The sequence below is a fragment of the Citrobacter sp. Cpo126 genome, from assembly GCF_030332445.1.
Taxonomy (GTDB): Bacteria; Pseudomonadota; Gammaproteobacteria; order Enterobacterales; family Enterobacteriaceae; genus Citrobacter; species Citrobacter portucalensis.
The window spans coordinates 216,342-238,355 of the sequence record NZ_JAOWHT010000032.1 but is presented as its reverse complement, the minus strand read 5'-3'; the positions used below and the strand labels follow the sequence as shown (position 1 = coordinate 238,355).

Genomic DNA, 22,014 nt, shown 5'->3' with positions numbered 1-22,014 from the left:
CACCAAGGGTAGAAGTCGTTTAATCCAGTACTGACGAACAAGCAGAGCCCTGGTTTTTAAACCAGGACTTTGTGTTCAAACAACTGCACTCCGAGTTGGGAGAGCTATTTAGTTATGCCGATGATTGGTATCACCGCGACGGCAGCGTTTGTCATAGTGGCGCACCCACCAGTAACGATCGCTGATTTGTTCGTGCCCCCCCACTCTGGCACCGGCCAACCAGAGGACTCCACCAACAAAAATACTGAGCACGGCACCATGTGCGAAAAACTGTGGCAGATTAAATTGCGGCAGTTGGTTTAAAATAGAGTAACCAACACCACCCACCATCACCACCAACCCTAAAGCCATGAGCACGTTACCGAGTAACGAAGCGTTTTTGCGTTTCATGTGTCACCTCCGGAACTTTGGGTTGTTACAGGGAATACCCCTAATCCTTATGTGTAAAGTATAGACAACACTGCCGTTCGCAAGTGCGGGAGCGATCACAATTACAAACACTCATGCAACAAAACTTTACAAATAAGCCACTGAACACACTCATTTTCTAATAGTCCATTTGTGCAATTATTCAGCTTTTGGCGATAAGCACGCAGTTTTTTGTCAACAGCAGCGTCAGACAGTAAACTACACGTCGTTTATCGAAACACTCAGGACAAAACACGTGGCGATTAAATTGATTGTCGGCCTGGCAAACCCCGGCGCAGAGTATGCGGCAACGCGACACAATGCAGGCGCATGGTATGTCGATCTGCTGGCAGAAAGATTACGCGCTCCCCTGCGCGATGAGCCGAAATTCTTCGGCTACACCTCCAGAGTTACGCTTGAAGGTGAAGACGTCCGTCTGCTGGTGCCAACCACATTTATGAATCTGAGCGGCAAGGCTGTCGGTGCGATGGCCAGTTTTTATCGTATTAACCCCGATGAAATTTTGGTCGCACACGATGAGTTAGACCTGCCCCCTGGCGTGGCCAAATTTAAGCTTGGCGGCGGTCATGGCGGACATAATGGCCTGAAAGACATCATTAGTAAGTTAGGTAATAACCCCAACTTTCATCGTTTACGCGTTGGAATTGGCCATCCGGGCGATAAAAACAAAGTTGTCGGATTTGTTTTAGGCAAACCGCCTGTTTCAGAACAGAAGTTAATTGATGAAGCAATTGACGAAGCGGCACGTTGTACCGAGATTTTGTTCAAAGACGGCCTGACCAAAGCGACGAGCCGGTTACACACCTTTAAAGCGCAATAAGCAGCGATGTGCGGCATTTTTCTCGCGTGCTGTGTATAATAGGCAAAGTTATTTACATTTCTACAATCTGTTTTCCATAACAGGTTGAATATCAAAAGATTAAGGTGATTTAAACATGGGATTCAAATGCGGTATCGTCGGTTTGCCAAACGTAGGCAAATCCACCCTGTTCAACGCGCTCACAAAAGCGGGTATTGAAGCGGCAAACTTCCCGTTCTGTACTATCGAGCCGAACACCGGTGTTGTCCCGATGCCCGATCCGCGTCTGGATCAGCTGGCCGAAATCGTCAAACCGCAGCGTATCCTGCCAACAACGATGGAATTCGTCGACATCGCCGGTCTGGTAAAAGGCGCGTCTAAAGGTGAAGGCCTGGGTAACCAGTTCCTGACCAACATCCGTGAAACCGAAGCTATCGGCCACGTGGTGCGTTGCTTTGAAAACGACAACATCATCCACGTTAATAACAAAGTGGATCCGGCTGACGACATTGAAGTTATCAATACCGAGCTGGCGTTGTCCGACCTCGACACCTGTGAGCGCGCTATCCATCGCGTGCAGAAGAAGGCCAAAGGCGGCGACAAAGACGCTAAAGCAGAACTGGCTGCGCTGGAAAAATGCCTGCCACAGCTGGAAAACGCTGGCATGCTGCGTGCGCTGAAAACGCTGACTGACGAAGACAAAGCAGCCATCAAATACCTGAGTTTCCTGACGCTGAAGCCAACAATGTACATCGCTAACGTCAACGAAGACGGTTTTGAAAATAACCCGTACCTCGATAAAGTGCGCGAAATCGCGGCTGCCGAAGGTTCTGTTGTGGTTGCCGTTTGCGCTGCCGTTGAAGCTGACATCGCAGAACTTGATGATGCTGACCGTGAAGAATTCATGGCTGAAATGGGTCTGGAAGAGCCGGGTCTGAACCGCGTTATCCGTGCTGGCTACGAATTGCTGAACCTGCAGACCTACTTCACCGCTGGCGTGAAAGAAGTCCGGGCATGGACCATTCCTGTCGGTGCCACGGCTCCGCAGGCAGCCGGTAAAATCCATACCGACTTCGAGAAAGGCTTTATCCGCGCACAAACCATCGCGTTTGAAGATTTCATCACCTATAAAGGTGAGCAAGGTGCGAAAGAAGCTGGGAAAATGCGTGCCGAAGGTAAGGACTATATCGTCAAAGATGGCGATATCATGAACTTCCTGTTCAACGTCTAATAAAATCTACTGTCTCGTGAGGTTTCAACGAATCTCATGAGAATGACAAAACCTATAAAATCCACGCAATTGCGTGGATTTTTCGTTTCATAATGTCTCAACTTATTGAACAGGCCCCGTCGTGAGGAAAGAATTTGTCTACGAGCGTGGGGTCAGTCCAACCAGCAGGATTGCCAGGCAAACCACTGGTTGCCTGGCAAAAAGGTCAGGAGACGATTATCAGAAGTTCCATTTCGCGCCGATCATTGCCGCACTGTCATTATAGCCTTTATCACCCACCTGCACGCCGACATTGCCCCACAGGTTGAAACGTGGGCTGACCTGCCCTTCGACACCCACTTTCACCTCACCTAGGTTTTTCGTTCCGGCCTGGCTGACGTTAACGCCGTCCATCCGGGTGCTGAAATCACGGGTATTGTGCAGCCAATTAACTTCGGCAAACGGCTGGAACTCACGCGCTTTACCGTTATCGAGCTGGCTGTGGCCTTTGATCCAGGTTTTCACACCAAGACGCGTTTGCACATTACCGTCACCGCTGCTGGTGATGCGGGTGCCGTTGCTTTCACGGTGATCGTCGGCTTTCACGCCCATCCACACGGCCTGTGCCTGCGGCTGGATATACCATTCGTTGGTCGAACCTTCACGCGTCTGGTATTCCCCCATTTTCCAGGTGTAGCCGGTTTCCACCGAGGCGTTCACCCCTTTCGATTTATAGGATTCGCCCTGCAGACCTTCACCCTTCACGCTGTTGTTAAACCAGTTGTACTGTGCCCAGGTATCGACATACAGCCCGCTGTGCGTCTCGTCGTTGGCATACCAGGTTGAGTAAACCCCGGCGGAATAGCCGTTCACAGACCCTTTCGAACCATACTGCGTACGTGACGTGTGGGTATTGCTGTGGTCGTTGCCGTAACCGGCCATCAGACCAAGATGCCAGCGGTCAAGACCACTCTGGCTCCACTGCGCCACATCACCGCCCAGTTGAACGGCGTAACGGTTGCTCTGCGTTTTGAGCTGCCCGCTGCCATCACGCCAGTTGTTGTGGCCGCCCACGTGACGCATCCACATGCTGGTGACTTTTTGCTCGCCGGTTAACGCGTCGATGAACTGTGTTTCACCCAGGCGATCGTGCAGACGGGTCACAAACAGGGTGTTAGCCGCCGCCAGGTTTGCGGTGTAGCTGCCGCCTTCCGGACGCAGATCCGGCGTTTCTTTATCACCCGGATCCGTGCCCGGGTCCGTTTTGCTGCTGTTCAGATACCAGTTACTGCTGTTTTCACCGGTACCGCGGTTCAGGGTGTAGTCATACGCCCCGGCAACAATACGGCCTTTCTGGGTGAAATCACCGTCGGACGCCCCCTCAACGGTCATAACTTCAATACCGTTGATGGTCGCCGCCCCTTTGCCCCCGGCGTTTGTCACCGTGACATACGTGTTGCCGGAGGTATCGCCTTCCACCACCAGCTTATCGGTGACGGATTTATCGTCGCCGAGCGCGGTGTTAAGCGAAAGCAGCCCGTCGTTACCCGCATAGTTACCCTTAATCACCAGCTGGTTTCCGGCCTGCTTCCCGGAAACCCCGGTAGCCATCGTGCCGCTGTTAGTGACGTTTCCACCCACCATAAAGGTGTGAGTGCCTGTGCTTTCAGCGGTGCCAACCTGAAGCAGACCGGCGTTGTCGATATCACCCGTCACGCCGCCGAACCCGGATAATTTCCCCTGATCTGCGATAGTGACCTGCGTGCTGCTCAGCACCACTGAAGCGCTCTCGCTGCCCAGTTGCAGTCCGCCCTGCTCAATGTGTGTGCTACCGGTCCACGCGGCATTGTCGCCCACGGTGATGGTGCCGCTGCCGAGTTTGGTGACACTGCCTGCGCCGGTAATGCTGTTGTTCAGCTCCCAGCTACTGGCGCTGTTGAGCACCAGGGAACCGGCGTTTTTCACCGCCGCATCGCCCAGATGTTCAGCCACGGACGCGGTAAGCTGCGATCCACCATCAATGTCAAAGGTTCCGGTAAACTCGCTGTTGTTACCGGCCAGCACCACATCGCTGTCGGTCAGTTCGACACTGCCGTTATCGCTGATGGCGTTGTACAGCACGCCTGCGGCATTACTTAACGCCAGCGTACCGGCCGCCACGATGTCACCAGTACCGAGGCCCAGCGTAGAGTTCAGCAACGCCGTGGCCCCTTCGGCAATCGTGGTTTTCGCGGTCATAGTGCTGTTTTCACCCGTGACAGTCAGCGTTCCTCCGTTCAGGTTGAGCGCGCCGCTACCTGTTAAGGTGCCGTTCGCCTCACCGCCATCCGCAATCGTCAGGCTGCCACCATGGATATTCAGCAAAGAATCGACAGCGGCCGTCAGTTTACCGACCGTCTGGCTGTAGCCGTTCATATCAAAACCAGTGTCAGATGCCAGACGCAGTTCGCTGGTCTGCCCCAGCACGTCGTTGTTATTCATCAGCAGGTTGCCGCTACGCACATCGGTGATGCCGGTGTAGTCGTTATCCATATTGGAAAGTGACACGGTCTGGCCTTTGGCGCTGTCGAATGCCAGGTCGCCGGTGCCAGTGACGCGGGCGCTGAGGTCAGCGGCATTACCTGTTTTATCGTTGGCATCCAGCACCAGCGCGTTACTGCCGGACGCTAGCAGTTCAACCTGCGTCAGCCCGTAGCTGATATACAACCCGTCGTCGTTTTCTCCACCGGTCAGGCGGTAGTCATAAGTGCCTTTGGCCACCACTTCATCATTCTGCTCGATGTCGGCCACCACGCCATCGCTGATGACGTTGCCGTCTTTGTCGGTTAACGTCAGGTTGCCCGCGCCACCCTGCACAGCGGAGTCAGAGGTGGCCAGTTTGATCAACTCCTGTGCGTCGTCCTGCTCAAGCAGGGAGAGCGTCGTATCCGCCTGTGGACGATCATTGCTGACGCTGCCGGTATCCACCTGAACGGTCCCGCGACCACTCAGATCCATTTTACCCGCATGGATCGTACCATCCGCTTGCGTTTTGCCCGGCGTAACACCGTCGAAACTCACCGTGCCCCCGTTAAACGCCAGCCCGCCGATATTCTGTTCGCCCTTGCCGACATGCGTGAGGCTGCCTTCACCCGCGCTCAGCGTCGCTTTAGCCAGGGCCTGAATATTTAACCCGGCCAGTTCAAAGGTGCTGTTTTGCAGCGCAAGCGTGCCCTGGAAACCGTCTGCGGCATTGTTGGCGGTAAAATCAAACGCCTTGCCGGACGCATCCACAGACACGGTCCCGGTTCCCGAGAGGTGGCTGTTGAACGCCATATCGCCGGTCGCGTTCAGTTGCAGCGTACTGTTCGTATCAATGCTGTAACCCGTATTCGCTGCATCATCTTTTGCGTCACCCAGGACGAAGTCGACGTTATTGACGGTAAACACGGAGTTGCTGGTCAGATCGATATGCTCCATGCCGGTAATGGCGTCGGCACTGTTCAGAGTGTACTGTGCGTTCTGCAACCGGAGCGTGTCTTCACCTTCTCCACCATTCAGGCTGGTGAAGAGCGAGGTTTCCGTCGCCTTGATGTCTTTCAGCAAGAAGAGATCGCTGCCGTTACCGGTGGTGATATCGGTTGCCGTACTGCCGGACTCCAGCGTGACGGTGTTATCGCCACTCAGTAAATTTACCATCCCGGTGATGCTGGCTTCCGCGGCATTGGTAAAGGCAATGCCCTTCCCTTTAACGATTTCCAGCGCTTTTTGCGAAGCATCCAGCGCGCGGATCACCCCTTTATTAAGGAAGCTTTCCAGAGAGCCGTTATCTGCATCGACCACCGCATGCGAAGTGGAAACTGACGTCAGCTCGCCCGACTGTTCAATATTTTTCGTGGTCCCGCCGACAACCAGCGCCTCTGCGCCATCGCTGTCCAGCACGTTGACGCTGGCACCTGTTTTCAGGTCTGCGGAGGAATTGGTGACGATCCCTTTACCACCCGCCTGCTGGACGTTGATGACCAGATCGCGCGAGTCGGACATATCCAGGGTCTGATCGGTTTGCGAACCGTCCATACTTTCAAACAGGATGCCGGTTCCACTACCGGTAACGTTGATGGTGCCGGAGTTGGTCTGCGCCATGGAAGCCCCGGTATGTACCCCAATGCCGTTGCCGACGGTAATGTGGGTCTCTTTGAGCTGAATACCGACAAGGTTAGCCTGGTTTTCAATGGCGTTACCGCTGCCGCCCGCGGCCATCGTGATGGTTGCGCCATCAACGACCAGCCCTTTCGCCCCGCTTGCCAACAGAATGGCGTGCGCCGTGCCGTCAGCGGTAGTTTGCCCTTCACCGGTCAGGTTAAGCGTTGCGTCGCTCTCGACCAGATACGCCGCGGTGCCATCGGTGGCAGAAACGGTCGCGCTATTGTTCACCACGGAATCTGCGCCCTGAATATTGACCGCCACGCCATTCACCTGAATATCGCCGTCGTTGTTCAGCGTACCGCCGGAAATCAGCACTCCGGTACTGTCCGACTGATCAAAATCAATAGTGCCTTTATGGTTCAGCGTACCACCATTACGAGCGATATAGCCGAAAGCGCCGTCAGCGGTGTTGGCCGTTTCAAGGGTGGCATAGCTGGTTAATACCGACTCACCTTTTTTGGCTTCAACGACTTCACCATCCAGGCCATAGTAGTTTCCGTCAACAATGCCCGCCGTTGTGCCCTTACCGGCGACTTTAACAATATCGGCATCCGCCGTGATTGTCCCCGTAGCACCGCCTTCAATACGAACGCCAGTTGAGCCTTCACCCATAATGCTTAACGCCAGCTTGCCGGAGTTAAAACTGCTACCTGCATCCGTCGTAAGGATAATGGTGGAGTTATCACCCGTTGCATTCATTTGTGACTTATTGGTACTAGAACCATCAAACGCAGCGCCGCCATCGACGCGATAAAGTGTCGAATCTGTCGTCGAAACCGTTTGATTACTCGTGGCATTATCGATAATTGACGATCCGGCACCGTAAATGTAATACCCCGTCTGGTGACTCCCTTCATTGAAGGTCACCGTTCCGTCATCCACCAGGGTGATGGTGCCTTTATCACGCGCCTGAACACCGATGGCATAATCGCCATTGAGATTGACGTCGCCTGATACCACGGCGAGGGCATCCTCACCACTCGCCCGGATACCGTAGTTCGCGTAATGCGTCCCCTCATCTACCCCGGAGTTGACGTTAATGACACCCGCGTGCGTGATTTTTCCTCCGGCTTCCACATCAATACCGATACTGTTTTGCCCGTTTTGATTGATTACGCCGTTGTTCACGACCCGGTTTTCACCGGTACCTGATTTTACGTTGATCCCCACGTTCGCAATCGAGGATTCGCCGGGCAGATCGCCGTTGATCTCTATCGTGCCATTTTGATTTAACGTCGCGGTATTTTTAACAACGATGGCTGTTGCGTTCGTTGTCTGAGAACCAATTACAATTTTTGAGGCCCTATCGCCGTTATACGTCGCACTGCCTGATAACAGAACACCGATGGAGTCTCCCGAAATACGAAGGTCGTTAGTCGCATCCGTCCCCTCACGTTGAGCCTCCCGGCCGATGTACAACATGCCGTTATGGTTAAATGTTGATTGCTGGCCGGCCTCAACACCTGTTGTGACCGGTGTGCCAGTGGTATTCGTCTGCGCGGTTGATGCGACATTTATCGTGCCGTCATTTGTCAGCACCGCAGACGAAGAGAGTAGGACACCTTTATTACTGTATTGAGAAGAGCTCGTTGCCAGGTTAATCACGCCAGTGGCATTGTTATTAACAGTGGATGTGCCGTTTGCCAGGATAGCCGTGTGCTGGCCTGCTGCGACTAATGCTGCGCTCGAACCCAATTTTTCAGCCATGTCAGGGTTAGTCCCTGCATCAACAACCCCGTTGTTCTCAAATACAGAACCACTGTGAACGGCGACGACATAGGCCCCACGAAGCGTATTGTTATTCGACCCTAGTGTGCCCTCATTGATTAAGGTTGCACCATTTTCCAGGTTAACCAGCGATGCATCAGACCAAAAAAGTTGCAGATTAGCGTCTTTATCAATGTTAATAACGGCATCTTTGCCGGTTCCGTGGATGTAGGAGACGGTATCACGATTAACCGTTCCTCTAACTGCATCATCAGACGCAATCCCATCCTCATTCGCATAAATAGGGATAGACCCGGTAGTTCGCGCCAAATTCAGTTCAGCGTTGTACTCTGCACTGGTCATTGAGAGCTCACCTTTTTCAATCGCTGCGATTAACGCAGCGTTGTAAGCTTTAAACTCCTCCACATTTGTCACATTTTGTGGCCCAAGTTTGCTGGTGAACTCACCTGTAAATTCGTCAATCACTGGGTACGCAATAGCCGTGCCACCACTGTGATTGTTGTAATCATTACCTAACTGGGCTATTGTTTTAGAATGGTAATTAAGCTCTGCTTTGTCACCAGACTCACTGGAAACATTAAAAACTGATGATTTATTTATGCTACTCGTATTTGAACTTTTGAAAACAGCGCTAAATAAGTTTTCCCTATCATTAATCCAGTTGGCATCCTGACTTCCAACATTGACATCAAGAGTGGCTCCACTATTAACGTTGTATAGATTACGATCTATATACTGGCCGTTAGCACCCACGGCATTTGAAATCGTAACATTAAAGTCGGCGAGAGAGTTAATGACCATCGCATCATTATCGTAGACCGCTATTGATGTCGTATTCCCGGTAACTGGATCTATAAAGTCAATTACTTTGCTTTGCGAGCCGATGTTAAATATGTTGTTATTCTTAACATACTCACTATTAGTACCTAGAAGACCTTTATCATAAGCCTCACCCAGAGTCATATTGGTGTAACCACTATTACCATACGAAACATTCGAAAAGCTACCTGACAATGTATTATCCCGTCCACTCACTGTTATCTCTATGGCATCTTGTGGGGTCATGGAGTCTACTACATAATCTGTTGCCTGTGATTTCGCTGGAAAAAGTGCAAGCATTAATAAAGCGACAGGTGCCATTCGAAAAACATATGCATTCTGGAATTCTGCGCTGTATTGTTCTTCCGTAATAAGCGAAGAACTGCTTGATTGTACGTTTCCACGTGCCAGTTCGGAAACAACAACGGCACACGAGCGGGCTACGCTCCAGATAACCTTAAATACTTTGTTCATCATCTCACTCGCTTTTAACAGCCCATTTTCTTTCGCGATTACTTCACAGGTGAATTTGGGCCAAAATTATCAGTGCCTGATTTTTAGCTCAGGCGTTTCGTGAGTGATTTTACTTGCCGCCCCTCTTCTAGGGTATATATAATGAATAATGCGTTATTTATAGATACATCATCTATAAAAATAAATCTTTAAAGATTATCGTGCTGAATTTTAAATGGTGTTACACGACATTTTATTGGTTAGCGGAAGGATACATTCTGGTGAGTACATATTATCGATATATATTTTCAGCATGTCGTTAACTAATAGCTTCATGATTAAAAAGCTCCAGGGGGGATTACCACCCTGGAAAAACTTTTTTGAGAGTAATCCTATTTATTAAACCTGTAAACAAAGAAGTGCAGGTTGGCGGTGTTTTTAAGATTATACCTCTTTGCTATAGCGAGTGTACTTCTCAAAAAGTTTTTATAACTTACGCCTGATTTTTTTGCAGCCAAGAAAATACTCTCTGAAAGTTTTAGTGATTGAATTGTTTTAACTTCACATTGGCTCATTCCTTTGAAGTCCTTGAAGAATTCAATTTTTTCAATTACATTACTCACCGATTTTAGTTTAGCTATCGTTATAAGGTGTCGCCATTTGTTTAAATCATCATACACAGATAAATCAATTTGAGATGAGATAACCTTAGAGATCCATAACCCGCGAGAGATCAAAATCGTTCGAATTTCATCCTCTTTGGAAAAGTGATATAGGGTGTCATTCAGTTCTCCAAGCGAGTTAAATGAATCGACATCAATGAAACATATTCTATTTTCACAACAAATTTGTTTCATTAAAGCGAAAATAGACTGACGAAGAAAAGTATCATGCGTGATGACCATGAATGTTTGCCTATCCATCATGAGTAAATCCTGATAATGCCCTTCATGATGTTATCAAAATTAATTGACAGAACCTTCACGAAGAGCCTCGTTACTGGGAGGGTTTGAGACGAAAATAATAATACAACAACACCTTACCCAGGAATCTATAGAAGTAATGTCATGTCATATAGGTAGATATTCTGATAAATCAATAGAAGAAATAGTTTTATAAAATATCTAACTGCAAAATGCGTATGCGTGATAGAGCACAATGTCAAAACGTGAAATATCAGCTAAAATAGAGAGGAACAATCATATGCAGATGAATACACATATGCTTTACCAAATTTACAACGAAGTAACATTCAGAACTGATGATGGTGTCCTTGCCAGTCTTTCATCACCCGAAAATTCGGTTGTACTTTCCATCACGGCGAATCGTATTTTTTCGTTCCTGCTTGAGCAACGAGGCAAGGTCGTTTCCCGTGAGGATCTTTTAGTTAATGTTTGGGATAAGAATGGGTTTCAGGCCTCGAATAACTCTCTGAGCCAGTACATTTCATTTATACGAAGAGGACTCCACGATCTCGGCTGTAATCAGGAAGTCATTCAGACTATACCCCGGGTGGGCTTCTTGGTTCCTGATGACTCTATATCTATCAGAGAGACTGATAACTACCGTGAAATCAATTCATTAAATGTTAAGGCATCGGTGCAAATAAAAAAAACGCAAGTATCGGCAAAAATCTGGATTTTGGTAATGACTTTGTTGCTGAGTTCACTGGTTATAGCCTTTTACCCATTACAAAATGGTGCTTCTGATATGATTTCAGCTATAAAGACTTGGAAACTCGGTAAGATTGATCAGTGCCCTGTGTATACTTTTTATAACAATTCCCCAGAAATGATGTCCGTCAAACTCGAAAAAGCCAGATTGTTAACAAACACTTACCTTCCGTGCATTCAGGGTGCGACCTACTTCTTCCAGCCTGACGATCTATACACCTACGGTGAAAAAGGACGCGTATTTTTGTCCCGCTGCACCTGGAATAACAAAGAACAAACTAAATTTGCAGGTTGCAAGGATATCTATATCCATGAAAATTAATAAGAAAAAAACACTGATAAGCGTCTCAGCAATTGCGTTTATTTCAGCAATTGCTGTTCGCGCGACAGGAATCGCTGACTGGGCACCCAATAATGGGATAAGCATCAACTGTGTATCGACGATCTCGATGCCAGAATTACCTCATGGGGTGAAATTCAATGGCAGTGTATACGTTCAGATTTATAAAGACGGATCCGGTGAGGTTGATTTTTCTGGTGTCGTTACGGAAACAGGAGAGCATGGCGTTGGGAAAAGTAGCGTCCAGCGTACCATTGCGTTTGAATACGTGATGCTAGATTCTGGCACCGTAAGGCTTTCTGAAGCACGACTGAGAAAGAAATCAGCTGACACAATGCCTGATGATTTTTTTACTAAAGCCATCTACGATAGCTCTGAACCAGAGAAACGAATGCATGTATCAAAACTTCAAAATGCATATCTGATAGGCAACATTTTTTCACCATCACTTTTATGTGTCAGTAAATCCTAATACCTTCAACGCCGCCACGCATATGCCCCAATATAGCCTCAGCTACCTCGTTTGGACATTGCAAACGAGATAGCCCTGTCCGTACAGTACGGCACAGATCATGGGACGTCCAATGAGGTATATCAAGCATTTGACCACTTTCATGTAAACGCAATGAGTTTTCAGTTAGATACTTCTGTTGGATTGGCTTCTTAGTAGCCTATGAAGGGAATAGTTTGTAGGGTCTGAATTTATTTGAGAACGGGAACATGACACTCAGCTATGACATGCTAAATAAGTACACCAGTAAGTACGCGGGAGAGAAAACAGTAAGATTATATGCAAATAAGAAACTGTAACCTATTGATTTAAATGGCACGATAATAGGAGTCGAACCTACGACCTTCGCATTACGAAAGCGAGCCAACTCCATAATGAGTACATATTGACCCTGACCCCTTCGTGAAGCACACCGCCCTACATTTTCTCCAGAATTAAACACGCTTCACGATTAAGCGTAATGAACTCCTGCCAGCTATATTGCTGTTGGTAGTTAAGCTGATACTGCTTTTCTACCTGGCAAATAAGCGGACGTGTTTCATAAATCGCGCACAGCTTTGTCTCCATCTGATAGTGACGACAAATGCCGTCACCGCGATCAAGAAATTGCGTTTCACTGGCGCGATCGACGTGGCGACAACAAGCGCCACACTGGTTACAGGGAAACGCGGGCGTGAGCGTCATAGCTTACTTAACCAGCTACGCACAGAACGGGTATTCCCTGCTTCAAACGGTAGCGCAATATTTCGGCGCTCAACCTCTGCACGCAGCAACAAACCACGCTCAATTTCACTGTTCACCGCGTTAAGATGCAGCGAGAAACGCGATAACGCTGACGTATCAATAGCAAACTCTAACGCCGAAAGCTCCAGTAGATAACGATCGAGTTCAGCATTCACCTGCTGATAATACTCTAGTGCTTTCTGATACTTATCTTTAAACGTATCCAGAAACGCCCAGACCTTTTTCATCAATGCGCTGTGTTCCAGGAAGTAGTTCATTACCAGCGTCAGAATACCTGTCGCCAGCGCACCGCAGAAAGCGGCCAGTTCCGGACCAAAAGGAAAGACGAGCATCTTGGCTAAAGCTTCGTTAACCACCACACCAGCAGCCACGGCAACACCCGCAGCCACCAGCTTGCTTACCGCTTTAGCGAGCTGCCCCGGCGCTAAGCCTTCAGGGTTAAAGACCATAACTTTAAAGGCCTGTACCAAATTGTTCCACATCTCACGAATCAGGCGCACCATCATCTTCTTAGTCGTAAAGAATATATTGAACAGCGTCGTTGTAATGCTGGAGAGCACGCCACCGATGGCACCGTCTTTAAAGGACGTCAGGAAAGTGCTGAATTTACCCTGCACTCGCTGCCAGACTGCGCGTAATGCCTCCGCCGCATCTTGCAGGAAGTCTCCGGCATCGAATGAATGACGATGCTTCTCAAACATCACGGGAATACGCTCACGGAACTCAAACCAGGTCTCTGCCAGAATCAGCCCCAACATCTGCCGCGTTCCCATGCGAAACGCATTGTTCATTGTGGCGGTGGCGACATTCTTCGCAAACTTACTGCTGGTGTAATATTCCCGATTGATCGTGCTGTTGTATTTTGCCCGCGCCTTTTTGTCGGCCTCTTTCATCCGTTCAAAATCGGCGGCGGCTTTATTTTCCAGCTTATTCAGCTGTTTTTGCTCTTGCTCGGAAAGCGTTGCCTGGCTGCGTAAACGGGCAATTTCCTGCGTGGTCACAGCATGCTGTTCTTGTAGCGTTTGCACGAAGGCATCCATCGTTTTCGCCTTCTTCGCCTTATTCAGCGACTCATTCGTGAAGGTCAGATTTGATGAATCATTAGCCAGATCGGCACCATCGCATTCGGCAAGGATACGCCCTGGATCGTTGTGAATTTCATGGGCGGCAATAATATGGTCGAGGTTCTTTTTATCATTAGCCGCAAATTTCTCACCGGTGTAGGTATCGGTCAACGTACCGGCCTCGTGCGCCTTTTTTCCCGCCCGGTTGGTGGCAATGTAGTTTTCGTGGCTATGGTAATGATGAGAATCATACCCTTCACGAAGCTCGTACCGTTGACGCTCGGCGTCGGTGGCATACACTCCCTCGCGAGCGTTATGAATGGTATTCACATCGCCGCCGTGTTTATCCTCCAGCAAGAGAAAATCCAACCCAAAAGAGGTGGTCAGACTCTTAACCACCGTCTGATGTAACTCTTCACCCCAGTCAAACCTGGCTGTGTTCATTGTGCTCGCCCATAGCAATGCCGGGCAGATTCGCCCGGCGCGTCGATTAAATACGAGAAGAAAATGCGTCAAACTCAGAAGCAGAAACCGCCAGTTTTTCGTCCAGAATCTCTTTGTTCAGCAGGTTCATACCGTTGCTGTCGGTCTGCAGTTGGATCACGCCATCTTCGATAACAGCTTCACCGTTTTCCTGCGTCACCGGCTTGAACAGCGGCGTGGTGATCACGTCGGTCATGATGGCGGCTAATTCATAACCATGGTCGATAATCGCCATGATCTCTTCCGACTCACTAATCTCGGTGGTTATATTCTTCTCATGACGTTCAACAATGATGGCATGCATCGCTTTCAGCGGTTCAAAGTAGTGTTGAACAAAGACGCTATGCATACGGGTTATTGATTCATAAATGCTATTTACATACTGCTGCACCTTCGTCAGCTGCGCTTCAGCCGCATTCATTTTTTCCACCGCAGCTGTCACTTCACGGGAGCTTTGATAAGCATTGTTAAGCGCCTTTTCGGCATGGCTATCGTAAGCCCAGCCTGCGATAGCAATCAACGGAGCCACTACCGCGCCGCCAAGTACCATCGCACCGCCCGCCATTCCCCAGCCGCCTGCGGCCAGAGAACCGCCGCCAATAGCCGCCATTGTGGCGTTATACGCCGCCGCACCAGACAGGGCGGCAATCGGCGTACCGGTAGACGCTGCGGCAAACGCCATCACGCCGCTGTACACGGCAAAACCAGCGGCAGCACCGGACACCCCGGCACCGACGACCGTCGTCAGATATTCCGTGGCGGAAATCGCCAGACTCTGAATTTTATTGATGTTGTGCTGCGGTACCTTCAGACGAAGATCTTTATGCCCATCCTTAGCCATTCGCGCCAACAGATCGTCGGCAATCGTTTTAAATTCATTGAAATCTTTACCGATCTTCAGTTCTTTTTCACCCAGCTCGGCCAGTTTTTTCGACGTTGTTTCATTCGCCAGATCAAAGCTCTCTTTATGCTTATCAAAGCGACGCTGCGCGCGATCTAAAACATCGTCGGCTTCTGATTTTTTCTGGTAGCCATCATAAGCTTTTTTGCCACCAAACGCCGTTGCCGCTGCCGCGACGCCCAGAATAATGAAAGGTAATGCCATAAATAAAAATCTCCTGTGCAATAAGTCGTTGTTACCCGCTACACATCACATTCCAGAACAGGAACAGAGTCGCGATCGCCAGTGATGTAGTTATGCAGTATGTTGATGACCGTTTTTTTCAACCATTCAGGTTCCAGAATTTCTATATTCGGTAACCAGAATAGAATTAGTGGAATAATTTGATTCTGATGTGCTGCCTTGCAAAGCAAAGTCACGCCATCATTCTCTTCACGCACTAATTCTTGCTGAGGCAGTAAATCTCGTCTTGCGAAGTAGCCTGCAATGCTGTGTTTAATACGCACCCGCACCTCAAACGTCTCTTCACTTACCCAAGGATCGCGATGCTCATCAATTAATGACAGTGTGGGTGTATCGACCGTAAAATGCTCTTTCCGGATATCCAACCACCGAATTTTACTTAACGAAAAAGACTTTAGCTTTCCGTCCTCGGTCGCCTGCAGATACCAAATATTTTTCTGGTTAACTAATTTATAAGGGTGAACGGTGCGCGTTTTGTCTTTATATAAAATATGACAGACACTGTTTTTCTGAATCGCTTTTTCTAATAAGTTAAAATACTTTCGCAAATCATTTCTGACTGAATGTTCAGGGCGACCAAACTGAACTCTAACATGCTGTTCTACCGCTCGTTTTTCTAAGCTAAGCCAAAAATCCTCATCTCTATCAGGAAAAACCGCGTCGGCGTCCAGCAGCTTTGCCAGTGGGTCATGAAGGGCATAGGCGCTATTATTCTGCGCGCGAATCGGTATCAATCGATACTCTCCTCCACCACACCCCTCAATAAAGGAGGAAAGCATATTAAGATCACGATAGACCGTTCGTTCAGTGATATTAAATTTCTTCATCAACTGATAGCGATTCACTACGCCACAAGTTTGCAGCTCTATTAGGATATCGACTAAACGTTCTGCTGAGCAACTCCTTGCTGAATCAGCCATAAGCACCTACTTTTCTGTTTTCCTGACATGAATTATATATAAAATGCTGACATATCCTGTCAGTGTATCGGCACGCTGATCATTTTTTTTAGAGAAATCGACAATTTATTTGACCATTAGTCGCATTGGACAATTTTTAGGGACAAAAAGCGCTCCTCATCAGGAGTAAATGCCAGAGACATGGCGCCCAAAAGACCACCTACATACATCCTCATCAAACTGGCTAACGGCTATCTCTTCCACTAAGCCAAATTCAACGTTGAGTTTGCAAAGGTGGATTGTCAGGAGAGTTTCTTAATGATGGCCAGTATCGTGGTATGAACGCCGGTATTTGGTTTCTTCACGCTGAGTAAAAAAACATCATCTGCAGAAGGATGTGGACGCGCTGGCAGCTGTTAGTGCTGCTGACTGAGTCGTTGAAACACGAGCTAATTCGTTGTACAACCGGGCTTACCCATTGATTTCATAGTGACAAGGGGCTAATTTGTATCTCATTAAACATGATTATGACCCTCATTAAAGCCAGACTATGAACATCAGCGAAAAAACATATCATCAATTGAAGGCCAAAATCATCGCCAATGAGTTGGTGGGGGCTATCTCAGAAAATGAGCTATGTCAGGAACTTAATGTCAGCCGTACGCCGCTGCGCGAAGCTTTGTTTCGCCTGATGACTGAAGGCTGGATTGAGCCTTCCAAAAATAAAACGAAAACCATTAAACCCATTACGCTCAGTGAAATACGTGATATTTTCCAGATCCGAAAAGACATTGAAATTATGGTATTGAATTTGTCATGGGAGAACCAGGACCCGCAACGCTACCAGACAATTAAAGATAAAATTGAAGTCGGTTTTCATGATTCGAATGTGTCTTTATTACTCGAAGCTGATAACGAGCTACATGAACAAATGCTATCCGATTGCCACAACGCTATTGTGACTAAAACGCTGACCTTCATGTATGACCGGTTACGCATGCTGCGTTCAGACAAAATGAAAAATGATTCAATTATTGATTCATCCAAAGAACATTTGAAAATTTGCGCCGGTATTATTGCCCGCGATATAGAACAAACCCGTGAGGCCATTGCCCATCACGTCAACAACTCCTACAACCGCCTGTTCTCCAGCTTTAAATAGGCTATGCATATAACATGACCGGTATTTCTACCGGTCATGTGGAAAGTTAAAAATTAGTAGAGTTGTCGGTACAACGCCTTAATCTCTTCAATACAAGTATCTCGAGGGTTTCCACCTGTACAGACGTCCGCCATTGCCGCGGCTGCCAGAGCATCGATATCTTCATATTTCATGCCGATATCGCGCAGTCGGGCGGGAATATTTACGTCGCGGTTAAGCTGTGCCACGGCTTCAACGGCCGCCTGACGCGCCTCTTCGATCGGCATCACCATGGCCTGAGTATTGCCCAAAGCCTGTGCAATTTGGCGATATTTGTCTCCTGTAAACTCGGCGTTGTATGCCATGATATGCGGCAATAGCACTGCATTGGCGACGCCGTGTGGCGTACCATAGAATGCACCCAGAGGATGGGCCATCCCATGCACCAGGCCCAATCCGACATTAGAAAAGCCCATCCCGGCAATATACTGCCCCACCGCCATGCCTTCAGCGTCCTGGGCGATTCCCTGTATCGAACCGCGTAGCGAACGCCCTATCATCTCAATCGCCTTTAAATGAAGCGTATCGGTTAATTCCCATGCCCCTTTCGTAATATATCCTTCGATTGCATGAGTCAGTGCGTCAACACCGGTTGCCGCTTTTAAACTGGGCGGCATGCTGGCCATCATGTCAGCATCAATAATGGCAACGACCGGAATAGCATGAGGATCGTAGCAAACGAACTTACGTCGGTTCTCTACATCGGTAATCACATAGTTAATAGTCACCTCAGCTGCCGTACCCGCGGTCGTTGGAATGGCAATCATCGGTACAGCGGCATTTTTAGTGTCAGCCCCACCTTCGAGGCTGCGGACATCGGCAAACTCAGGGTTGTTAATGATTATCCCTACCGCTTTGCACGTATCCTGCGGTGAACCGCCACCAATAGCGACCAGGTAATCTGCCCCCGCCTGACGAAATGCCTCAACACCTTGCTGCACGACGTCAATCGTAGGGTTAGGTATGACCTTATCAAAAATTTGGTAAGGCAACCCTGCGCTATCAAGAATATCAAGTACCTTGGTCGCTACATTAAACTGGATAAGATCGTGGTCAGTAACTACCAGCGCTTTTTTAAAACCTCGCTTTTTAACTTCATCAACGATAGCGTTAATTGAACCCACGCCAAAATATGAGGTTTCATTTAATATCATTCTATAAGACATATTCTATACCTTATAACAGAGAGGTATAACAGCAATACAGCATTGCCGTAGCATAATGTATGCTGTTATTGATTTTTGATTATTGGATACTGAACATTATGTCAATCTGTTGCGATTCCTGACGAGTTAGTTCCCCCGCAAAGCTTCTTGATTTCTCTCCAGAATACTGAAACTTATGAGCCACCGCGGTTTTAATTGTAGTAACAAAATCATTACCAATATTATAAATGGCAGAAAGTCGGCTTATCTCACGCTGTATGCCAGTAAGCTGGGTAAGATCATTTTCATCCCAAGCTTTAATTGCCTGCACAAAAAGTTCGGGGCAAATATTATTTAATCCTGAAATAACTCCCGCGCCACCTGCGAGAAGATTTGGGATAAGATATTCATCATAACCGGACAGAACAACAAAATCGTCTCTAACGGACGCGACTTTCTGAATAATTGCGCGAGTATGAGAGAGACAATCAACAGTATCTTTAACACCCACAAAATTGGGAAATTCTGCCGCTAATTGCGCTACCAGTACCGCGTCCAGGTCGCATCCAGTTCGGGCAGGAAAGTTGTATGCGAACCATTTTCCATTCAGGCGCTGCCCCAGACCGCGGTAGTATGCCAATAGTTGGGCCGGCGTTTGTTGAAAATAGTAGTGAGGTAGAATCATCACTGCTTGATACCCGCAATGCCAGGCCTCTTCTGACAGACGTATCATATCCGCCATACAGGTAGCTGAGATATTTGCCACCAGCGGCAGCGATGACATTTTCCGTGCCTCACGGATAAGCATCAGTCGTTCATCCAGCGTTAATGCGGTGAACTCCCCAATACTTCCCATTAGCAATACGACATGAGTCCCAGCCTCTTCCAAACGTCGCAAATGCTGCTGCAGTGCCGATAAATCAATATTTCCTTGTTGATCAAAAGGCGTAATTGATGGGCACCATGCACCGTGAAATTGAGCATGATTTTCAGACATAATATATTCCTGAGAAAATAAAAATTGTTTTATTCAATGACATGGTAAACAACAGTATCAGCCTGTATTTTCTGCCAGTCCCACTGAATACCCAAACCAGGTTCTTCTGGTGGGAAAGCATATCCTTCGCGAATATTCACTTTATTTAGAGTAACACTATCGAGCTGTGGAATATATTCCAACCAACGGCTATTAGTAATGGCGCAACATAATGATATATGCAATTCCATCAAGAAATGCGGACAGACAATTTTATTAAAGCATTCCGCCATATGTGCAACTTTAAGCCATGGTGTAATACCACCAATACGAGCCACATCAACCTGAATAATATCTGCGGCATTATTCTGTAAATACTCTTTGAAGTGCTGGATAGAATAAATGGACTCACCCACCGCGACAGGAATGGTGGTTGACTCACACAATTTTTGATGAGAATCAACATCATGTGCCAGAAACGGCTCTTCAATCCATGAAAGATTAATATGTTCCAACAACGCTGCGCGCTGTTTGGCTTCCGAGAATTTAAACGCCTGGTTGCAATCAGTCATGATCACGTACTCATCACCCACCGCTTCACGTACAGCAGTCAAACGCTCGATATCACGCACCGGATTTTCAGAACCAATTTTGATTTTAGAACCGCAGAATCCCTGCGCCTTAACAGCCAGCGCATCATCAACTAATTCCTGAGTGCTTAAATGCAGCCAGCCCCCTTCGGTGGTGTATAACTTCATGCGCGACTTCGCACCACCTGCGACTTTATACAGCGGCAAATTCATGCGCTTACACTTCAAATCCCATAATGCGGTATCAATGGCTGCCAGTGCCAGAGACGTAATGGCGCCAACCGAGGTCGCATGAGTTGAGAACAGCAATGATTCCCAGATGCCCTCAATCATCGTCGCATCCTGACCAATCAATTTCGGTAACAGGTGATCTCGTAACAGCGCAACCACAGATGAGCCGCCGGTGCCAATTGTGTAGGTATAGCCCTCACCAATTTCTCCACTCGATGTTGTTAAACGAATAATCGGCGTCTCTTGTGAGACAAAAGACTGAATCGCATCGACACGTTTTACTTTAGGTTTCAAATCAACCATAAAGATTTCGGCTTTAACTATTTTCATTACATCCTCAATATCTGTTAATTTTTTCGCAAAGTTACAAATGATGCTTACTGAATACCAATGCTGGCCAGTTCATCCCACAATTCCTGCGGAATATCCCAGTTAGCCCAGGCAAAATTAGTCAACGCTTGTTCTACGGATTGAACGCCGCAGGTTACGGTGACCACATTTTGGTTTCTTAATGGGAATTGCAGCGCCGCAGCACCAATCGGCACGGCATGTTTTGCACATAGCGCTTCTATCGCATTTACTTTTTCAATAACCTGCGCTGGCGCGGAACCGTATTCATACAACGCCTTAGATTTATCTTTCGCGACTAAAACTCCGGTAGCGAAAGGTGCAGCAACAGCCACCGAAACATTGTTGCTTTCACATTTGGCAAAGAACGCCTGGCGGTCTGTTTCCAGCAGGTTGTAGCGGTTGGCGAGCATTAAGATATCCGGGGCAGCGTTATCCATCACCTCCATCAGGATTGCCTCTTCATTCGCGCCTGCGCCCCAGGCTTTGATATCGCCATTGCGCTTAAGCTCTTCTAGTGCTTTCTGCCCTGACTCACAGAAGGTTTTAAAATGTTTGCGTTCCAGTTCCGTATTGCCGTAGGTATAAGTGCCGAGATCGTGTACATAGAGAATGTCGATATAACGGGTTCCCAGCCGCTGGATAGAGTTTTCGTATGAGCGCATGATGCCCTCATAGGAGTAATCAGCCTGTCGGTTAAAAGGGTTCTCATCATAAAAAAATTCTCCTGCTTCAAGGCCTGGCTCTTGTTTCCGGGATTGCAGCAGACGACCAACCTTGGTGGACAAAACATATTCGCTACGCTCCAGTCCACGTAATCCCAAACCTAAACGCAACTCAGAAAGTCCGCTGCCATAATGTGGTGCAGTATCAAAGTAGCGCCAGCCAACCTGAATGGCCTTATCAACAATGTCCATGGCTTCGTTATTGCTCAGCGTTCTGAATAAATTAGCCAGGCTGGCTGCGCCGAAGGTTAAAGAAGGTACACTAAGCCCTACACTTTTAATTGTATTCTGAGTGATCATAATATTCCCCTGATGTT

Annotated in this window: 16 protein-coding genes, 1 tRNA gene and 1 pseudogene; 5 read left to right on the top strand and 13 right to left on the bottom strand. The window is 48.1% G+C overall.

Annotation, left to right across the window (positions count from 1 at the left end):
* Positions 1–108: 108 nt before the first annotated feature.
* Positions 109–390: a stress-induced protein YchH gene (ychH, locus tag OGY17_RS10395; RefSeq protein ID WP_003833480.1), complete on the bottom strand. Its 282-nt coding sequence runs from the start codon at positions 388–390 to the stop codon at positions 109–111.
* A 274-nt stretch (positions 391–664) separates the two neighbouring features.
* Here ychH and pth point away from each other — a divergent pair, with 274 nt between their 5' ends.
* Both pth and ychF read left to right on the top strand, forming a co-directional pair.
* Positions 665–1,249, top strand: a complete 585-nt coding sequence (pth, locus tag OGY17_RS10390) for an aminoacyl-tRNA hydrolase (protein WP_003020814.1) — start codon at positions 665–667, stop codon at positions 1,247–1,249.
* A gap of 115 nt (positions 1,250–1,364) precedes the next feature.
* Entirely contained in the window at positions 1,365–2,459 is a 1,095-nt protein-coding gene (gene ychF, locus OGY17_RS10385; RefSeq protein WP_003020818.1) for a redox-regulated ATPase YchF, read from the top strand.
* Between the two features lie 219 nt (positions 2,460–2,678).
* Here the strand turns inward: ychF and OGY17_RS10380 are convergent, their stop codons facing one another.
* A complete protein-coding gene (locus tag OGY17_RS10380; protein ID WP_286607457.1) occupies positions 2,679–9,644 on the bottom strand; it encodes an autotransporter outer membrane beta-barrel domain-containing protein in 6,966 nt (2,321 codons plus the stop codon).
* 371 nt (positions 9,645–10,015) lie between these two features.
* A complete protein-coding gene (locus OGY17_RS10375; RefSeq protein WP_048216235.1) occupies positions 10,016–10,549 on the bottom strand; it encodes a hypothetical protein in 534 nt (177 codons plus the stop codon).
* A 277-nt stretch (positions 10,550–10,826) separates the two neighbouring features.
* Here OGY17_RS10375 and OGY17_RS10370 point away from each other — a divergent pair, with 277 nt between their 5' ends.
* On the top strand, positions 10,827–11,618 hold the full coding sequence (locus tag OGY17_RS10370) for a winged helix-turn-helix domain-containing protein (protein ID WP_231504598.1): 792 nt from the start codon (positions 10,827–10,829) through the stop codon (positions 11,616–11,618).
* The gene (locus OGY17_RS10365) at positions 11,608–12,108 is read left to right on the top strand and encodes a FidL-like protein (RefSeq protein WP_048235251.1); all 501 of its coding nucleotides are present in this window, start codon (positions 11,608–11,610) and stop codon (positions 12,106–12,108) included. The genes OGY17_RS10370 and OGY17_RS10365 overlap by 11 nt, the downstream gene beginning before the upstream one ends.
* On the opposite strand, the pseudogene OGY17_RS23335 reads toward OGY17_RS10365, so the two are convergent.
* The 6 genes and pseudogenes from OGY17_RS23335 to OGY17_RS10340 all read right to left on the bottom strand — a co-directional run.
* Positions 12,107–12,307, bottom strand: a pseudogene (locus OGY17_RS23335) (tyrosine-type recombinase/integrase); the annotation flags it as partial. The gene OGY17_RS10365 and the pseudogene OGY17_RS23335 overlap by 2 nt on opposite strands.
* A 155-nt stretch (positions 12,308–12,462) precedes the next feature.
* Positions 12,463–12,564, bottom strand: a tRNA-Thr gene (locus OGY17_RS10360).
* Positions 12,565–12,831 carry a YkgJ family cysteine cluster protein gene (locus OGY17_RS10355; RefSeq protein WP_048235250.1) on the bottom strand — a complete coding sequence of 89 codons (267 nt, stop codon included), beginning with the start codon at positions 12,829–12,831 and terminating at the stop codon, positions 12,565–12,567.
* Complete coding sequence (locus tag OGY17_RS10350; protein WP_286607175.1) at positions 12,828–14,399, bottom strand: cobalamin adenosyltransferase; 1,572 nt, start codon at positions 14,397–14,399, stop codon at positions 12,828–12,830. Before OGY17_RS10350 ends, OGY17_RS10355 begins: the two co-directional genes overlap by 4 nt.
* Positions 14,400–14,445: 46 nt before the next feature.
* Entirely contained in the window at positions 14,446–15,543 is a 1,098-nt protein-coding gene (locus tag OGY17_RS10345; protein ID WP_048216231.1) for a hypothetical protein, read from the bottom strand.
* 38 nt (positions 15,544–15,581) lie between these two features.
* Positions 15,582–16,502, bottom strand: coding sequence for a helix-turn-helix transcriptional regulator (locus tag OGY17_RS10340; protein WP_103285325.1), 921 nt, complete (start codon positions 16,500–16,502; stop codon positions 15,582–15,584).
* 529 nt (positions 16,503–17,031) lie between these two features.
* On the opposite strand from OGY17_RS10340, the gene OGY17_RS10335 reads away from it, so the two are divergent.
* Positions 17,032–17,643 (top strand): GntR family transcriptional regulator, encoded by a 612-nt coding sequence (locus OGY17_RS10335; RefSeq protein WP_048216229.1) that lies wholly within the window; start codon positions 17,032–17,034, stop codon positions 17,641–17,643.
* Positions 17,644–17,696: 53 nt separating this feature from the next.
* Here OGY17_RS10335 and fucO read toward each other — a convergent pair whose 3' ends face one another.
* The 4 genes from fucO to OGY17_RS10315 form a co-directional block, all read right to left on the bottom strand.
* A complete protein-coding gene (fucO, locus tag OGY17_RS10330) occupies positions 17,697–18,848 on the bottom strand; it encodes a lactaldehyde reductase (RefSeq protein ID WP_048224064.1) in 1,152 nt (383 codons plus the stop codon).
* Between the two features lie 79 nt (positions 18,849–18,927).
* Positions 18,928–19,824, bottom strand: coding sequence for a dihydrodipicolinate synthase family protein (locus OGY17_RS10325; protein ID WP_195994711.1), 897 nt, complete (start codon positions 19,822–19,824; stop codon positions 18,928–18,930).
* A 29-nt stretch (positions 19,825–19,853) separates the two neighbouring features.
* Entirely contained in the window at positions 19,854–20,954 is a 1,101-nt protein-coding gene (locus tag OGY17_RS10320; protein WP_286607173.1) for a mandelate racemase/muconate lactonizing enzyme family protein, read from the bottom strand.
* Positions 20,955–21,001: 47 nt separating this feature from the next.
* Positions 21,002–21,997, bottom strand: coding sequence for an aldo/keto reductase (locus tag OGY17_RS10315; protein WP_286607170.1), 996 nt, complete (start codon positions 21,995–21,997; stop codon positions 21,002–21,004).
* Positions 21,998–22,014: the final 17 nt, after the last annotated feature.

Excerpts from the sequence above, each read along its gene's own strand:
- ychH (WP_003833480.1), bottom strand. The coding sequence starts at position 390 with ATGAAACGCAAAAACGCTTCGTTACTCGGTAACGTGCTCATGGCTTTA.
- ychF (WP_003020818.1), top strand. The coding sequence starts at position 1,365 with ATGGGATTCAAATGCGGTATCGTCGGTTTGCCAAACGTAGGCAAATCC.
- OGY17_RS10380 (WP_286607457.1), bottom strand. The coding sequence starts at position 9,644 with ATGAACAAAGTATTTAAGGTTATCTGGAGCGTAGCCCGCTCGTGTGCC.
- OGY17_RS10375 (WP_048216235.1), bottom strand. The coding sequence starts at position 10,549 with ATGATGGATAGGCAAACATTCATGGTCATCACGCATGATACTTTTCTT.
- OGY17_RS10370 (WP_231504598.1), top strand. The coding sequence starts at position 10,827 with ATGCAGATGAATACACATATGCTTTACCAAATTTACAACGAAGTAACA.
- OGY17_RS10365 (WP_048235251.1), top strand. The coding sequence starts at position 11,608 with ATGAAAATTAATAAGAAAAAAACACTGATAAGCGTCTCAGCAATTGCG.
- OGY17_RS10355 (WP_048235250.1), bottom strand. The coding sequence starts at position 12,831 with ATGACGCTCACGCCCGCGTTTCCCTGTAACCAGTGTGGCGCTTGTTGT.
- OGY17_RS10350 (WP_286607175.1), bottom strand. The coding sequence starts at position 14,399 with ATGAACACAGCCAGGTTTGACTGGGGTGAAGAGTTACATCAGACGGTG.
- OGY17_RS10345 (WP_048216231.1), bottom strand. The coding sequence starts at position 15,543 with ATGGCATTACCTTTCATTATTCTGGGCGTCGCGGCAGCGGCAACGGCG.
- OGY17_RS10340 (WP_103285325.1), bottom strand. The coding sequence starts at position 16,502 with ATGGCTGATTCAGCAAGGAGTTGCTCAGCAGAACGTTTAGTCGATATC.
- OGY17_RS10335 (WP_048216229.1), top strand. The coding sequence starts at position 17,032 with ATGAACATCAGCGAAAAAACATATCATCAATTGAAGGCCAAAATCATC.
- fucO (WP_048224064.1), bottom strand. The coding sequence starts at position 18,848 with ATGTCTTATAGAATGATATTAAATGAAACCTCATATTTTGGCGTGGGT.
- OGY17_RS10325 (WP_195994711.1), bottom strand. The coding sequence starts at position 19,824 with ATGTCTGAAAATCATGCTCAATTTCACGGTGCATGGTGCCCATCAATT.
- OGY17_RS10320 (WP_286607173.1), bottom strand. The coding sequence starts at position 20,954 with ATGAAAATAGTTAAAGCCGAAATCTTTATGGTTGATTTGAAACCTAAA.
- OGY17_RS10315 (WP_286607170.1), bottom strand. The coding sequence starts at position 21,997 with ATGATCACTCAGAATACAATTAAAAGTGTAGGGCTTAGTGTACCTTCT.